Raw genomic sequence first — 15,011 nt, forward strand, 5'->3', positions numbered from 1 at the left:
TGTGGGGAGATGCCACACCGAACACCGACGCGTGCTCGCTTACAATCTTAACGGATGCGAAAAAAGCGAGCAAGGTTGCGTTTTAGGAAAAGGCGGTCTTTGGACTTAGGACTTTGGATTTTTGTTTTAGGTTTTGGGTCTTGGGTCTTTGGGTTGGTCACTCCGACGGCAAAACAAGGCCAAAGCCCTAAGACCTAAGACCTTCTTAGGCCACATGCATCAGGGCCGTCCGCATAGCCGCGGCGGATTGCCAGCGATGAGCAGGATCTTTTGCCAAAGCGCGCTCGATCACTTCGGCCGCCCGTTCCGGGACTTCGGGCGCGCGGCGGCGCAAAGGCACTATCTGGCCTTCAAAAATAGCGCGGACCATCGCGGCCATGTCGCCTGAAGGGCCGACGTCCAGGGCAGTGTCGCCGGCGAGCAGGCTATACGCCGTCATGCCGAGGGCATAGATATCCGAGGTTGGTTTGACGTTACGGAAGTCTTTGATTTGCTCCGGCGGCATGTAGGCGAAAGTCCCCGCCATGTCTCCGGCCATTGTGATTCCGCTCATGCCGGTGTTGGTGAAGCTCTTCGCGAGACCAAAGTCCGTCAACTTGGCGATATAGTTTGGGGCCGCGCCCGTCAGGAGAATGTTCGACTCTTTGATGTCACGATGGATGTAACCCTGGCCGTGCGCGTAGGCCAGGGCGTCCAGCGACTGGGTGATGACATTGATGGCCTCTTTGTACGGCATGCGTCCGCCCCGCGAATCGGCCAGTCGCGCGGCGTCAGAGCCTTCGACATATTCCGTGACCAGATACACCGCGCCATTGTGAGTTCCGCTCTCGATGTAACGCACGATGTTGGGATGGTCGAGCGCCGCGGCCACGTCAATCTCGCGCATGAAGCGACGCAGGGCTTGATCAGTGACGGCAACCTCCGGCAGCAAAGTTTTGATGGCGACCGCTCCGCCCGTCTGTTCATTCCGCGCCAGCATCACGCATCCCATGCCACCGCGCCCAAGCATCTTGATCATCTCGTAGCCGGGAACGGGTTGTGGCTGACGCTTCAGCTCTTCACGGCACTCTTCACAGATAAAAGTCATCGGCTCGTTCGTGGCTGAGCCCTGGACACATTCGCGCCGGCCGCAATTGACGCATTCAATAGTGATTTCGAGAGGCTTGGTGAGCGTGGGCGCCTCAGCATCCAGCGCTTGCTTCTCGACTTGCACATCGACTTCGAGAACGGTCTGGCCGCCTTGAAGCCGATCACCGCTTTTCAGAAAAACTTCCTGGACCCGGTCGCCGTTGACGAACGTTCCGTTGGTCGAGCCGAGGTCGCGCAGGAAGCAACGTGGTGGCGCGATTTCGAGCAAGCAATGATGGCGGGAAAAGAAGCGATCTTCCGGAAGATAAAGGTGGGCGTTTTCGCTGCGCCCGATCAGAAACGTATCGTGCTGATCGAAAACAAACTCCTGCCCGTTGTACGGGCCGGCCAGAACTCGAAGCGTGACACGCATCAGCGAATTATCATTTGCTGATTTCGAGATCGTCGAACGCAACTTCGTTGGTGTCGCTGCTGTAGAAGCCGACGCGCCCGCGCAGAAAATCTTCGGAATCAGTTATCGAGGTTACAAATTGTCCGTTGATGTAAAAGTCGAGCCGTCGATCGCGAATTCGCACCTCGAGCTGATTCGGAGTTGTGCCGGTGCGAATCGTGCTGGTGGCGGTCCAGGTCACCAGTTTGGTCTCGGTGCTGTTCTTGTGCTGCACAATCGCGTACTTGGGATTGTCGCCGCTGTAGATCAGAAAACCGTAGTCGCGGAACTGATTGTTTTCCCGGGCGCCGTGGACCAGCAACCCGTACCCGGAATCCGGCGATTCGCCTTCGATACTGCGAACCGTGGCGCGCACCGTCGCATTGTCATCGTAAAATTCCGGCTTATCAGGCGCATACATCACGATGTAACCGTTGGTGCTCGCCTTAATATGATACTCGTCATCCTCGTACCAGGTGCGGCCGTACTGGGATGAGCCCGTGTACCAGGTCTCGGTCGAGAAATCGTCCGTGTGAGAAGCCAACGTCGAACGCGTATTTGCATTCGCATTCGAGCCGTTCGAATTGCGAGTCGTCCGATTCGAATTCGTGTTTGTGTTCGTATTCGTGTTGCCGTTGTTATTGTTGTTTCCCCCCATGCTCGCCAGCACGAGGACCAGAACTACGACGCCGATTCCCATGAATGCGAGCACGGCTCCAATGCCCAGAACCCATGGCCAAACACTGCGTTTCTGCGGGGTCATCGGAGGCATCGGCGACCACTGCGGTGGTGGCGGCGTCGAGGGTGGCGGCATCGATGGCGGCGGCTGTCCCGGCCCGTAAGCAATCGTCGGCTGCGGCGTGGTGTCCCGCGACTGCGGATACTGGATGGTGGCGCTCGGGTCGAAAGAAGACGGCGCGCTTGCGCTCACTAACGGTGAACCGTCATCCAGGCAAAAGCTTAGAGCATCGTCGGTATAAGTACGGTTACATTGCGGACAGCGCTTCATCTTCGGGCCTCGATTCGTGGAATTCCGTTAGCGACGCGATAACGTGGAAGCATCGTGAATCGCGCCGAGAGTCTATACGAGAAGGTTAAGATCGCTCAAGTGATGGGCTTCAAAGTGTCCGTCCGCAGCGGCCGCAGAATTTTGTGCCGGAAGGATAGGTGACGCCGCAACCCGGGCACAGCACTTCCACCGGTCGCGGCGCCGCTGACCACGCGATTTGTGCGCCGCCAAGTGACGCGCCGCATTTGCCGCAGAACTTTGTACCGGCAGGTTGATCGACGCCGCAGCGCGTGCAACGAATGCTGCTGCTCGGGCCAGGTGGGATGGGACGGTTCAGACTCGGGCTTGGAGTGATGCGTCGGGGCGGAGACGGCCGTCCGCTACTCTCGGCCGTCACTACATCGAACGACGTGCTGCCGCAACGTCCGCAGAATTTTGCTCCCGCCGCGAATCGCGAGCCGCATTTTGTGCACGACACAATTTGCGGCGCCTTGATGTCCACACCCGATACGCTGCCGAGACTCCCACCTTTTGATGGGGACAGTCCGCTGGACGCGGCGGACTTAAACTGGGCCTGAATGATTTGCTCCTCGGCGTCCCGGCGAATCTCGATTACGCGTTCGTCGTCTTTGTCCCCCGCGTGCGCAATGCGCAGCACGTGCTGTCCCGGCGGTATTGAACTGAGAATCAAGCGCCCCGAACGACCGACGCTGCCGTGGCGCTCGTCATCCACGTAAACCTCCGCACCCGCCGGCGCCATGACCACAACGCGCGTTTCTCCTTCTTCCTCTTCCTGAATCGAGGCGCTGCCGACGGCCTGATCGAATTCGTGAAACCATTCGGCAACAGTGGCCGAGCGCGCATCAGCGTCCTTAGTTAGCGCGTGCATGACGGCTTTTTCGACCGCGCTCGGAATGTCCGAACGCAGAGTACTCAGCGCCGGCGTTTCCTGCGTCAGCTTCTGCGCGAAGATCTGCATGATCTCGCCGGTGAATGGCGGACGGCCGCCCAGCATGTGATAGGCGATCGCGCCGAGTGCATAAACATCAGCGCGCGCGTCGAGCACGGCGCCCGCATGCATCTGTTCGGGGGCCATGTATTCAGGCGTGCCGAGAATTCCGCGCGAAGCCGGCCCTGAACCCGAAGTGATTCCGGCGAGACTCTGACTAATAATTTTAGCGAGGCCGAAATCCCCAACTTTGACGATGTCATCGCCCGCGAGCGTGCTGCCGTCTTTCTTTTTCTTTTGCACGATGAAGATGTTTGCGGGTTTAAGGTCGCGATGGAGAATGCCTTCGTCGTGGGCTGCTTCAACTCCGGCACAGGTCTGCCGCAAAAACGTCAGCGCGCGCTGCACCGGAATCGTGCCTTCGCGCCGCAGCAGTTGATAGAGAGACTCGCCTTCAACGTATTCCATCACGAGAAAGAAGACGCCTTCCTCGCTTTTGCCAAAGTCCGTGACGCCGATCACATTCGGATGCTGTACGGACGCGGCGGTGCGCGCTTCACGTTCAAAACGCGCGATCGCTTCGCCTTCCTGCAAGTCTTCATCAGACAGAACGTCCGGCCGAATTGTTTTGACCGCTACGCGGCGCGTGATCAGGTTCTCATCACGCGCGACGTACACCTGGCCCATCGCGCCGCGGCCCAGACGCTTCTCCAATCGATACCGCGCATTCAGCAGCGTGGTGCCTGGAAGAGTGAGCTTGGTTTTCGCTTGATCGTCAGGACAGAGGAGTACTTCGTCGTCGTAACAGCGTTCGCAGCGGGGACATTCGCGCATGTAGAGGTAAATCGGTCGCTAAAGCTGAACCGCCAGAATAAGTCGTCGCGCCTAAGCGGTCAATCGCAAGTTGTTTGACTGGAGCGCAAGCGTCCTCGCTTGCTGTGTTGTTTAGTCAGCATGCAAGCGGAACGCTTGCGCCCCAGTCTACGCAACAACATATTGCGGCCCGGGCCCGGCGACCCACTGGAAACTGGGCCAGAATAAATGTCTTTACTTGGTGGCCCAAGTGGTCTCATAATTTCGGCCCCTCGTGAATCATTTTGAGGGCTGGGTCGATGGCCCAGAGGAATGCGGGCGTCAGGCCCGCGTTTGTGTCTAGTGGCCCAGACTTTTGTCTGTGAGCGCTTCACGAATCACAGAGTGAAGTCTGGGCGACCCAACGGAGGATCCTCGATGCGTTCGATTTGGAAAGGTCACATACGATTTCTGCTCGTCGCGATTCCGATTCGCGTCTACAACGCGCTCGAAGCGTCTGAGCGAATTCAGTTCAATCAACTGCACCGTGACGATTTTGGTCCCATCGGTTACGACAAGCGCTGCAAGAAGTGCGGCGAGGTTGTCACGAACGATCAGATCACAAAGGGTTATCAGTACGAACCCGATCGTTACGCGATCGTCGAGCCGGAAGAGATCGCTAAGATCAAGATTAAGACGACGCGCGCTGTGGACATTCTCGGCTTTGTCGAGAGTGCCGAAGTCGCGCCGATGTTCTTTGACTCGCCTTATTACATTGGGCCCGACGGCCCGGTCGCGGAAAAGCCCTTCGCCCTACTGCGTCAGGTTTTGAAAGACACGGGCAAGATCGGCCTGGCAAAAGTTGTCCTTCGCGATCGCGAAGACCTCGTGGCGGTCTTTCCGCACGATGACGGCATCGTGTTGCAGAAACTGCGGTATCCAGCCGAAGTACGCAAGGTTGAAGACGTGCCGGAGATCGATGCGGCGCCGAAACTCGACAAGAAAGAGTTGGCGCTGGCGACCAGCCTGGTCGAACAGATGATCACAACCTTCGCTGACATCGACACCGTCGATCATTATCACGAAGCGCTGCGCAAGCTGATCGATTCGAAGATCAAAGGCAAGAAGGTTACGGAGTTTGAGAAGTACGAAGAGCCGCCCAGCATGGACATCATGACAGCGCTCAAGAAGAGCCTGCAGGCATCATCGCGCAAGCCCATGGTCAAAGCTGCGCCGGTCGCTTCGAAGAAGGCGCTTACTCTCGTCAAATCAAAACCCGCGACGGCGAAGAAACGGAAGGTTGGGTAGAGGGGTTTTACGTAGCCCTGCCGTTTACACCTCGCAAAAACCTCTCGTAGCCCAGCTTCGGATTTACGCCTTGTACCCAGCCGTAAACGGCTGGGCTACAGAAAGGCGGTAATCCGTTAATGAACAGTCCTCACACCGGCCGCACGGCTTTTTGAAACGCTTTCACTCCCAAAGCGTTCAGCACTTCCCCTTTTCGAACCCAGCCGCGGCGCGCGATGCCAACGCCGTACTTCACGTTATGCAGCGCGTTCATTGAATGCGCGTCAACGGAAATTACGAACTTGATTTTGCGTTTGCGAGCTTCGCGCACCCAGCGCGGCTCCATGTCCAGCCTGTACGGATCACCGTTGATCTCAACCGCCGCGCGTGATTCGGCAATCACATCGAGAATCCTTTCGACATCGCAATCAAAGGGCGGACGTCGCTGAATCAGACGCCCGAGCGCGTGTCCCCAAATCTTGAACACCGGCTGGCGCATGGCCGTGACCACCCGCTTCGTCATCTGTTCAGAGTTCATCTTGTAACGCGAATGGATGCTCGCGACGATTACGTCGAACTGCTCCAAAATCCAATCCGGATAATCGAGCGATCCGTCCTGAAGAATGTCTGACTCAGTGCCTTTCAAAATCTTAATCTTCGTTTGCTCCTGAACGCGGTCGATTTCTTCCCACTGTTGCTGCAGGCGATCGATCTTCACGCCACCGGCGTAGAACGCGGTCGGTGAATGATCTGTGATCGTTATGTACTTCATGCCCAGCGCTTCGGCGGTGCCCACCATCTGTTCGACGCTGTGCTTACCGTCGGAATACATCGTATGACAGTGCACCATCCCCCGAATGTCTTCGGTCGTGATCAAATCTTCAGGCAGCTTGCCTTTCAGTGCCGCTTCGATCTCGCCCGCGTCTTCGCGCATTTCGGGTGGCACGTATTGCAGTCCCAGTCGTTTATAGATCTCGCTTTCTGAGTGTGGAAGAGCCTTAAACGTCGATTGAGACACTCGGGCACTTTCCCCTCTCCGCACGCGGAGAGGGGTTAGGGGAGAGGATGGCAAGCGTGCCGAACCCCGCCCCAACCCCTCCCCGCTTGCGGGGAGGGGCAAAGCGAGCTTTTTCTTCGCGGCAATGGGCTGAAGCTTGTTTAAGTGCGCTTCGGAACCGGTGGCGCGCCACAGTGTGATCGCGAACTCCTCGGGCTTAACCGCGAAGAGCGTTGCCTTATAGCCTTCGCTCAGCACCACGGAGCAATATTCTTTGGTTTTTGATTCAGTTCGAATGACGAGGGGGAAACGCAGAAAATGTTCAACGACCGTCTGAGGTTTCTTTGCCGACGCGACGATCACAATCTGCGAGACCGTCTCTTGCCAGCGTCGCGTTGCGCCTGCCGCTTCAGCCTTCAACACACCGCGCGCCGTCGCGAGATATTCGAGAATCCGCTCGCTCAAGCGCCAGGCGTGATGAATGTGAATGAACTGCTCGCGCTTTTCATGACCGGCGATTGCATCAAGAATCGCAGCTTCAGTCTTCGCGCCAAAGCCTTTGACATCGCGCACCTTGCCGGCCTCGCACGCGGCGCGTAACTCTTCGACGCTGGAAATCCCCAGCGCTTCCTGAAGACGTCCGACTTTCTGAACGGACAAACCGGGTATGTGCGACAGCTCGATGATGCCGGCCGGGAGTTGACCGCGCAGCTCGTTCAGCATCGAAGACTCGCCGGTCGTATAAAGCTGATCGATTTGCCTCGCCAGTGCATGGCCGATTCCCTTCACGAAAGTCAGACGGTTCTGCTTGATCAGCTTGCCGACGTCTTCGCCTAGTTCGGCCACCGCGCGCGCGCCTGCTTTATACGCGCGAGCTTTGAAGTACTGCCCGCCTTTCAGTTCGAGCAATGCGCCGATCTCCTGCAGCGCGGCCGCGATCGCAAATTTGTCTTTCAGTGGTTTAGCCAACGTTTTTAGTTGTACTCGTTGAAATGTGAACGATGGACCCCGTCTATATGGCATAGCGAGTGCCTATTTCCAAATACACAGACTAGCTCGGCCTTTCGCAACACGAACTCCAGACGCGCGTGAGGATTCTGTAAGAATGGCGGACGAACTGCGCACCGAAGTCGAACAGGTGATCGAGCGTGAAGATGTTAAGCAAGCGCTCAAACAAGCCAGTCCGACTGAACCTGAAGACAAACCGAAAGCCGAAGCCAAGGACAAACTTTGGCTCGGCACTCATTTCGTTGTCCTCGTCGCGTTGGCGGCGGCGCGTTTGTTGATGCAGCTCAGCTTGTTTGGCTACGCGGAAAGATATCCGCGGGTCATCGAGTTGGCCCAACGACTCACACTGAGTGCGATGGGGGTTGTGCTACTGCTCGCACTGGCAAAGCTGGTCGACGTCTATTGGATCGGAAGAATCGACAGCACAGTTTCTCGTTACAACCTGCGGCGGGTCGCGAAGCTGGCACTGGGGCTGTTTCTGGTGCTGGTTGTCGTCTCCGGCCTATTTCAAAACTGGTACACGACGGTCGTATCGATTGGCCTGCTGTCGTTGATTCTCGGTTTGGCGGTCCAGACGCCGGTCACGAGTTTCCTCGGTTGGATTTATATCCTGGCCCGCTCGCCGTATCGCGTTGGCGACCGGATTAAGATTGGCGATGCCACTGGCGATGTGATCGACGTCAGTTACCTGGACACGACGTTGTGGGAATTCGGCGGCGGCGACTTGCTCTCGACCGATCACCCGACGGGGCGCATCATCAGGTTTCCTAATTCCAAGATTCTCGACTCGACGATCTACAACTACACCTGGCCGCTGTTTCCTTACGTCTGGAACGAAATCAAATTCAGTGTGGCCTATGAAAGCGATCTCGAGTTTGTAGCCGAGACGATGCAGCGCATCGCCGCCGAAGAAGTCGGTGAGCACATGATGAAACAAGTGCGGGTCTTTCGCGAGATTCTGGCGCAGACCCCGGTCGATCAATTGGAAGTGCGCGAATATCCGGCGGTGCTGTTTCGCCCCAATACGAACACGTGGATCGATGCGATCGTGCGTTACCTCGTGCATCCGAAGGAAGCCGGCCGCACCAAGACACGTTTGATTAAGAAGTTACTGGTGGAGCTCAACGCTGCTCCCGATCGGGTGATGTTCCCGAAGAGCAATGCGAGATAAGGGTCTGTACGGTACGCACGCCTGGGGCGTGCTAAACCGTCCTCGAGGCACGCCGGAGGCGGCTTACCGATATGAAAGACTTATTTAGAAAATTCGCGCATGCAGTCTCGCTTGCCACTGGATCGCCGTGGGCCTTTATTATTGCCGCCCTCATCATTGTGGTCTGGGCGGCGACCGGGCCTTTGTTTGGCTATTCAGACACCTGGCAACTCGTCATTAACACGGGCACCACGATCATTACTTTTCTGATGGTCTTCCTAATTCAGAACACGCAGAACCGCGACGCGAAGGCCATTCACCTCAAGCTTGACGAACTTCTCAAAGGCGTCACCGGCGCGCGCACCGGCATGGTTGATTTGGAAGACATGTCTGATGAGGAACTGGAAAAGTTGCAAGAGGAATTCAGACGTCTTCACAAGCGTCTGGAGGGCAAGAAGGACAAGCCAAAGAGCGAGAAGAAGGCACGCCGCTGATGGTTGATTGCACGTTTCCGACCGTGCTAGGCTGCATCGCCCTCGGGCAGAAAAACTTAAGGAGAAGTAAATGAACAAGTTGGCTTCGAAGACAAAACTATTAGTCGCCTTCAGTGTGCTGGCGATGATTGTGACCGCCACTGCCATGGCGCGCTCAGGCAAGCAGGACTTCGTACTTCACAACGAAACCGGCGTCGAAATTCATGAGCTGTATGTTTCCCCGACCACTACAGACGATTGGGAAGAAGACGTGCTGGGCGTGGATACCTTGCCCGCGGGTGACAGCGTTAAGGTCACTTTTGAGGACCGCGAGCACCGCGCGAAATGGGACTTGAAGGTCGTGGACAGCAAAGGCAACAGCATTGAGTGGGAGAGTCTGAATTTGATTGAGATTTCAGACGTTACCCTGCACTACAAAGACGGCAAAGCCTGGGCTGAGATTAAGTAGTGGTTTACCAACCGCGCGGGCGGTTGAATTTAATAGCCGTGGGCGACGCCCACGGTCACGCGACGAGCACAACCCGACCCTGGAAGGGTCGAACCTTTAAAGCGATTCGAGCCCTTCCAGGGTCGCCGTGCGTCTATCGTCCATACCGGTGGAGATTAGAGCGCGTCTCGACGAGGGGCATTAGCGCGACCGTCAGGGAGGGCTCCAAATTTCGCGACTTAATGAGCCCTCCCTAACGGTCGGGCTAATGCCCCGAACCAGCCCCACGCACTAACACCGATACTTCATCTTGTAATACCTCGCACTTTCAGTAGAATACGCGCGCCGTTTCCAGCTTCTCTGCGGAAGGAATTTCGTCCATGCGCCTGCGTCTGGTCTTGCTCTCCGTCACGGTTGTATTTGTTGTCTGCCCGGCTCTCGGGCAAAAGCGAAACATCACTGAAAGGGATCTGTTCAGCTTCAATTGGATAGCCGATCCGCAGGTGTCGCCGGACGGGTCGCGCATCGCGTTCGTTAAAGTCACCGTCAACGACCGGAAAGACGGATACAACACGGCGATCTGGATTGTCTCAACGGCGAACGGAGAGACGAAGCAACTGACAGGTGGGACGCGCGACACTTCCCCGCGCTGGTCGCCGGACGGAAAGCACCTGGCGTTCGTGCGCGTACCCGAGAAAGACGGCCGGCCTGAGTCGCCACAGTTGTTCATGATTTCGCTTGAGGGCGGCGAAGCGTGGCAGTTCACCACCCTTCCGCGCGGGGCCGGCAATCCGCAGTGGTCGCCCGATGGGAAGATGATCGCGTTCGCAAACGGCGCGACAGCCGAGGAACTCGCGAAGCAAAAGGAAACTTCGCCGGTGCCGCCTCCAACATCGAGTGTGCAGCCCGTGGCCTCGCCGACACCGACGCCGACTTCGTCACCGAAAGCCAGTCCGGAGCGCGAGAGCGACGTGCGCGTAATCACACGCGCCGTTTATCGATCTGATTCCAGCGGCTACCTCGACTTCAAACATCCGTCGCACATTTGGATCGTCAACGCGCCGCGCACTGGAGCCGACAAAGTCACTCCTAAGCAACTCACCTTCGGGAAATACAGCGACGGCAACGTGGCTTGGGCGCGCGACAGTCTGTCGATCTACTTCGTGTCTGATCACCGTGACGAGCCTTACTACGAGGTACCCAGTACCACTCTGTATTTGGTTTCAATCTCGGGGGGCGAGCCACGAAAGCTGACCTCATTCGAGATGGGCGCCGGCGCGTTAGCGGTGAGCCCCGACGGTAAGCGGGTCGCGTTCTATTCTTCCACGACCAAGCCCGTCCGCTCGTATTCGCAACCGGATCTCTGGGTGATGGATCTCAGCGCTAATGCGCAGCCGCGCAACCTCACGACGACTTTCGATTGGGATGTGGGTGCGGGCGTGGGCGGCGACAATGCAGCGCCGCGAGGCGGCAGCGGCAACCCGCCGATTTGGAGCGCCGATGGCCGGACGATCTACGCCCCGTTTGCGAAAGAAGGTCGAGCGAACATCGGCGCGTTCGATGCCGCCAATGGCCGGCAGACAAATGTGACCACCGGAGATCATGCCGTCATGAACTTTCGCGCGACGGCCGATCGTTCGCGCTTCGCGTTGTTGATTTCGACGCCGACCCGAATTGGCGATTTGTTCTGGCTTGAGAAAGCAGGCGCGGCGCCAAAACAGTTGACGCGCATCAATGATGAGTTGTTCTCAAAACTGAATCTGACTGAACCGGAAGATGTTTGGTACACGAGCTTTGACGGCAAGAAGATTCAGACCTGGGTGCAGAAGCCGCCGGATTTTGATCCGAACAAGAAGTATCCGCTGATCCTGAACATTCACGGCGGCCCGCACGCCGCGTATGGCTATATCTTTGACCATGAATTTCAGTGGATGGCGGCGAAAGGTTACGTCGTGTTGTATCCGAATCCGCGCGGCAGTACGACCTACGGGCAGGATTTCGGCAACATTATCCAGCATAAATATCCCGGCGATGACCACAAAGATTTAATGGCCGGGGTCGATGAACTGCTCCGGCGTGGCTACATCGACGAAACGAAACTCGGTGTTACAGGTGGCAGCGGCGGCGGGCTTTTGACGAACTGGGCCGTCGGTCATACGGATCGATTCAAAGCCGCCGTGTCCCAGCGCGACATCTCAAGCTGGACCGATTGGTGGTACACGGCGGACTTCACCCTGTTTCAGCCAAGCTGGTTCAAAGCACCCCCGTTTGAAGATCCGGAAGATTTCAAAGCCCGTTCGCCGATCACGTACGTCAACAACATTAAGACGCCGATGATGTTCATCCTTGGCGAAACCGACTGGCGCACGCCAACCTATTCGGGCGGCGAACAACTATTTCGCGCGTTGAAGTACCGAAGGATCCCGACGGTGATGGTGCGCTTCCCGAACGAGACTCACGAATTGTCGCGTTCCGGCCAGCCGTGGCATCGCATTGAGCGGCTGCACCACATCGTCGGCTGGTTCGATAAGTGGCTGATGGGAGCGAAGAAGCCGGAGTATGAAGTGGCGCAATGAACGGGTCGGTTGGTAGAGAAGGTTTTCCCCGTGTCTCTGTGTGTCCTCTGTGCCTCTGTGGTTAAAACATACAAACCCCACCACAGAGACACGGAGGTTTTCACTGAGGCACAGAGCGAATGAGGACACTTACTGCACAACGAGACACATTGTTTCCTTAAACTTCACTCTTCTGTAAAATACCGACTCCCGGTAATCATCAGATAGAAAGTTAGACTCAAACAATGATCAGGAAATCTCTGGCATTTATTTTCTTGTTGTTGGTAGTCACGGTCTCGACCGCGGCGCAAACTCAAACAACGCCTTCGCCGACACCAACACCTTCGGCCTCACCTACCGCGACGCCCGCGCCTTCGCCGAAATCTTCCTCGAAAGAAAACCAGAAGTACGAGTCATTACTGGAAAAGGTGAAGAAGGGCGACCGCACCGTCAATTTTACCGAGCTGCGATTCGCGTTCTTTGAATCGTCTTACTACAACCCTTATGCGCCAATGCTTACCTACCGGCCTCTGTGGGGCGCCGTAGCGCAGAAAAACTACGCCGAAGCCATCAAGATCGCCCAGTCCGTTTTCGAGAAGAACTTTATCGAGGTTAACGCCAACATGGTCGCGCACATTGCCTTTCGCGAGACGGGCGATACCGAGCGGGCGGCGTTTCACCGATTCATGGCGGATGGATTACTTACTTCGATCAAGTCCACGAAGGATGGCAAAACCCCCGAAACGGCTTTTGAAGTTATTTCAGTAAGCGAAGAGTACGGCCTCATGCGCTCGATGGCGCTGCGGCCCATCAGACAGTCGCTGATTCAAGACAAGGGACACTTTCTTGACGCGCTCGTCGTCCTGGACAACGCGAACCAGGAAAGCACGGTCTACTTTAATGTTGATAAGCCGTTCACCTGGAAGAAGTAGGAACCAAAGGAACTGTCAGTAGTCAGTTGTCCGTGGTCAGTCGGTCATTGTCACTTGCAACAATCAACGTAACGAATCGAGTTGACTAAGCGAAACAACTGACAACCGACAACTGACCGTTCAGGACCACGGACTACTGACCACTGACTACGGACTTCATACTTGATGTCGCACACCACTCGACTCTTCAGAGCATTCCTGACCGGCTTTGTCGTAAGCATTCTATTCGCCGCGGCGGCGGCGGGCATTGCTGCTCAACCTGCCGGCGGCAAGACTACGACCACCGGCACAACGTCGAGCACAAACTCGAACAGCAGCACTCGCAGCGGTCCGGCTAAGACTACAAAGCCGGCAAAGCCACCGGCGTCGCCACGTAAACGCACGAACACTGCACCAGCATCGATTGACGGCAAGTGGTGGACCAGCGGTAACGACTTTGGCGCATCCGAAGTTGTCTTCACGCAGAGTGGCGCGAGCGTTACCGGCACGATTCAGTATTCCGGCGGAGGAAGCGGAACAGTTACCGGAACGATGGTTGGCAAGCGACTGCAATTCACGTTTGCCGATACGAGCGGGAGAACTGGTTCAGGTTGGCTGGAATTGAGCTGGAACAATTTTCTCGGCGGGCCTTGGCGGAATGCACGTGTTCGTGACGGCTCGTGGACAATGATGCGCGTCGAAGGCAAGTGGTGTTTCGGCGGCAGTCGCAACCGCATCCGAACGGTCACGCACAATCAACGCGGCGATATGTTCTCAACCGCCGAAGACGGCACGCAAAGTACCGGTCGCCTGGAAGGACCGTGGATCTATCTGACTTCTGACGACGGGATCACGATCAAGGGCGACTACGATTTCCGCGCGAACCGGGTCACATGGTCGACGGGATTTTTCTGGACCTGGTGTGGGCGGAACTAGGGAGACCCAAGTCTTAACTTAACGTCTCCCGTGACCTCGCCGCTGCTTCGCCACTTACTCCCGTGCATTCTTACTGATCGCTCACGTGGGCAGGTTGTTTTTCCATACATTGAGTTTCGCCGTCGGATCAATAAGATCTCTGCGCCGCCTGAAAGGCACGTTATCAGCTCTGACCGCGCCTCCCGCGCCCAGCACATTCAGATCACCGGTCGCGCTCTTGTCGTAAAGCTCCAGGTGCAACATGGAAGCCGTAATGTCGGTAAGGTCGCCAATCTTTGCGACCGGCTGCCCCGCAGTGACTTGATCACCCTCATTAACAAGTGTCGTCCGTTCTATCTCCCCGTAACGAGCTATAAATGTGCCGTGATCGATTTCCAGCGCAAAGGTACCCTGATAAAACTCATAGGGTCCGCGAACGACTCTTCCGGCAGTGATGGCGTGGATCACCGTCCCAGGCGGGGAATACAAATCGCAGCCGGCATGCGCGCGCCTACTACCGCTTGAGCTTGTGCGGTTCGCCCCAAAGCGGCGTATTCCCCCGGTCCAATTCTCAGCAGGCAACTGTTTCAAGGGAAAGAAAAACTCGCCGGGTTCGGTGACGGGTCCTGCGAGCGCGGCCACCAGTTCTTGCCAGGTCCGTTTGCCGACTTCGATCAGACCGTCCGGCGTCGTGACAAAGCGTCTCTGAAACGCTTCAATGGCCTTGACCGTATCCGAGTCCTGCTCGTCCTGATTTATCGTTCCGTCAACGCCCTGCGGGTCGTAGCGCGAATCTGCCAGGATCGTCGCAACTTCGGTAAGCATAGACTGGATGGTCCTGACATCAGCCTCGTTGTTTACTGCGCCTTTGCTCCAGCGTCCAACCGATGCACTAATTTCATTGTCGGGCATAATTTCCTCCTTAGGGGGTAGTGAATCTTTTCCACTTGTTGAGCTTAATTCCACGCCGGGACGCGACGTTCGAATCAGATCAAGCC

At 56.7% G+C, this 15,011-nt stretch carries 12 protein-coding genes; 7 read left to right on the forward strand and 5 right to left on the reverse strand.

Going from position 1 to position 15,011, the window contains the following annotated elements; all coding sequences use genetic code 11:
* Nucleotides 1-205: 205 nt before the first annotated feature.
* The 3 genes from VFX97_07610 to VFX97_07620 form a co-directional block, all read right to left on the reverse strand.
* Complete coding sequence (locus VFX97_07610; GenBank protein HEX5703048.1) at nucleotides 206-1,501, reverse strand: FHA domain-containing serine/threonine-protein kinase; 1,296 nt, start codon at nucleotides 1,499-1,501, stop codon at nucleotides 206-208.
* Between the two features lie 10 nt (nucleotides 1,502-1,511).
* Nucleotides 1,512-2,528 (reverse strand): hypothetical protein, encoded by a 1,017-nt coding sequence (locus tag VFX97_07615; GenBank protein HEX5703049.1) that lies wholly within the window; start codon nucleotides 2,526-2,528, stop codon nucleotides 1,512-1,514.
* A gap of 109 nt (nucleotides 2,529-2,637) precedes the next feature.
* A complete protein-coding gene (locus VFX97_07620; GenBank protein ID HEX5703050.1) occupies nucleotides 2,638-4,311 on the reverse strand; it encodes a protein kinase in 1,674 nt (557 codons plus the stop codon).
* Nucleotides 4,312-4,707: 396 nt separating this feature from the next.
* On the opposite strand from VFX97_07620, the gene VFX97_07625 reads away from it, so the two are divergent.
* Nucleotides 4,708-5,577 carry a Ku protein gene (locus tag VFX97_07625; protein ID HEX5703051.1) on the forward strand — a complete coding sequence of 290 codons (870 nt, stop codon included), beginning with the start codon at nucleotides 4,708-4,710 and terminating at the stop codon, nucleotides 5,575-5,577.
* Nucleotides 5,578-5,707: 130 nt separating this feature from the next.
* Here the strand turns inward: VFX97_07625 and VFX97_07630 are convergent, their stop codons facing one another.
* The gene (locus VFX97_07630) at nucleotides 5,708-7,522 is read right to left on the reverse strand and encodes a PHP domain-containing protein (GenBank protein ID HEX5703052.1); all 1,815 of its coding nucleotides are present in this window, start codon (nucleotides 7,520-7,522) and stop codon (nucleotides 5,708-5,710) included.
* 136 nt (nucleotides 7,523-7,658) lie between these two features.
* Between VFX97_07630 and VFX97_07635 the strand changes: the two genes are divergently transcribed.
* From VFX97_07635 to VFX97_07660, 6 genes are all read left to right on the forward strand, one after another.
* Nucleotides 7,659-8,732, forward strand: coding sequence for a mechanosensitive ion channel family protein (locus VFX97_07635; GenBank protein HEX5703053.1), 1,074 nt, complete (start codon nucleotides 7,659-7,661; stop codon nucleotides 8,730-8,732).
* A 71-nt stretch (nucleotides 8,733-8,803) separates the two neighbouring features.
* On the forward strand, nucleotides 8,804-9,205 hold the full coding sequence (locus tag VFX97_07640; protein HEX5703054.1) for a low affinity iron permease family protein: 402 nt from the start codon (nucleotides 8,804-8,806) through the stop codon (nucleotides 9,203-9,205).
* Nucleotides 9,206-9,275: 70 nt separating this feature from the next.
* Entirely contained in the window at nucleotides 9,276-9,653 is a 378-nt protein-coding gene (locus tag VFX97_07645; protein HEX5703055.1) for a hypothetical protein, read from the forward strand.
* 359 nt (nucleotides 9,654-10,012) lie between these two features.
* Nucleotides 10,013-12,208, forward strand: a complete 2,196-nt coding sequence (locus VFX97_07650; protein HEX5703056.1) for a S9 family peptidase — start codon at nucleotides 10,013-10,015, stop codon at nucleotides 12,206-12,208.
* A gap of 224 nt (nucleotides 12,209-12,432) precedes the next feature.
* Nucleotides 12,433-13,119 (forward strand): DUF4919 domain-containing protein, encoded by a 687-nt coding sequence (locus VFX97_07655; GenBank protein HEX5703057.1) that lies wholly within the window; start codon nucleotides 12,433-12,435, stop codon nucleotides 13,117-13,119.
* Between the two features lie 165 nt (nucleotides 13,120-13,284).
* Nucleotides 13,285-14,034 (forward strand): hypothetical protein, encoded by a 750-nt coding sequence (locus VFX97_07660; protein ID HEX5703058.1) that lies wholly within the window; start codon nucleotides 13,285-13,287, stop codon nucleotides 14,032-14,034.
* A gap of 81 nt (nucleotides 14,035-14,115) precedes the next feature.
* Here the strand turns inward: VFX97_07660 and VFX97_07665 are convergent, their stop codons facing one another.
* Complete coding sequence (locus VFX97_07665; protein HEX5703059.1) at nucleotides 14,116-14,925, reverse strand: peptidoglycan DD-metalloendopeptidase family protein; 810 nt, start codon at nucleotides 14,923-14,925, stop codon at nucleotides 14,116-14,118.
* Nucleotides 14,926-15,011 lie beyond the last annotated feature (86 nt).

It is taken from the genome of Pyrinomonadaceae bacterium (assembly GCA_036277115.1).
In the GTDB taxonomy this organism is placed as follows: Bacteria; Acidobacteriota; Blastocatellia; order Pyrinomonadales; family Pyrinomonadaceae; genus UBA11740.

Coding starts and splice junctions, on each gene's coding strand:
- VFX97_07645 (HEX5703055.1), top strand. CDS start 9,276: ATGAACAAGTTGGCTTCGAAGACAAAACTATTAGTCGCCTTCAGTGTG.
- VFX97_07615 (HEX5703049.1), bottom strand. CDS start 2,528: ATGAAGCGCTGTCCGCAATGTAACCGTACTTATACCGACGATGCTCTA.
- VFX97_07620 (HEX5703050.1), bottom strand. CDS start 4,311: ATGCGCGAATGTCCCCGCTGCGAACGCTGTTACGACGACGAAGTACTC.
- VFX97_07610 (HEX5703048.1), bottom strand. CDS start 1,501: ATGCGTGTCACGCTTCGAGTTCTGGCCGGCCCGTACAACGGGCAGGAG.
- VFX97_07640 (HEX5703054.1), top strand. CDS start 8,804: ATGAAAGACTTATTTAGAAAATTCGCGCATGCAGTCTCGCTTGCCACT.
- VFX97_07635 (HEX5703053.1), top strand. CDS start 7,659: ATGGCGGACGAACTGCGCACCGAAGTCGAACAGGTGATCGAGCGTGAA.
- VFX97_07650 (HEX5703056.1), top strand. CDS start 10,013: ATGCGCCTGCGTCTGGTCTTGCTCTCCGTCACGGTTGTATTTGTTGTC.
- VFX97_07660 (HEX5703058.1), top strand. CDS start 13,285: ATGTCGCACACCACTCGACTCTTCAGAGCATTCCTGACCGGCTTTGTC.
- VFX97_07625 (HEX5703051.1), top strand. CDS start 4,708: ATGCGTTCGATTTGGAAAGGTCACATACGATTTCTGCTCGTCGCGATT.
- VFX97_07655 (HEX5703057.1), top strand. CDS start 12,433: ATGATCAGGAAATCTCTGGCATTTATTTTCTTGTTGTTGGTAGTCACG.
- VFX97_07665 (HEX5703059.1), bottom strand. CDS start 14,925: ATGCCCGACAATGAAATTAGTGCATCGGTTGGACGCTGGAGCAAAGGC.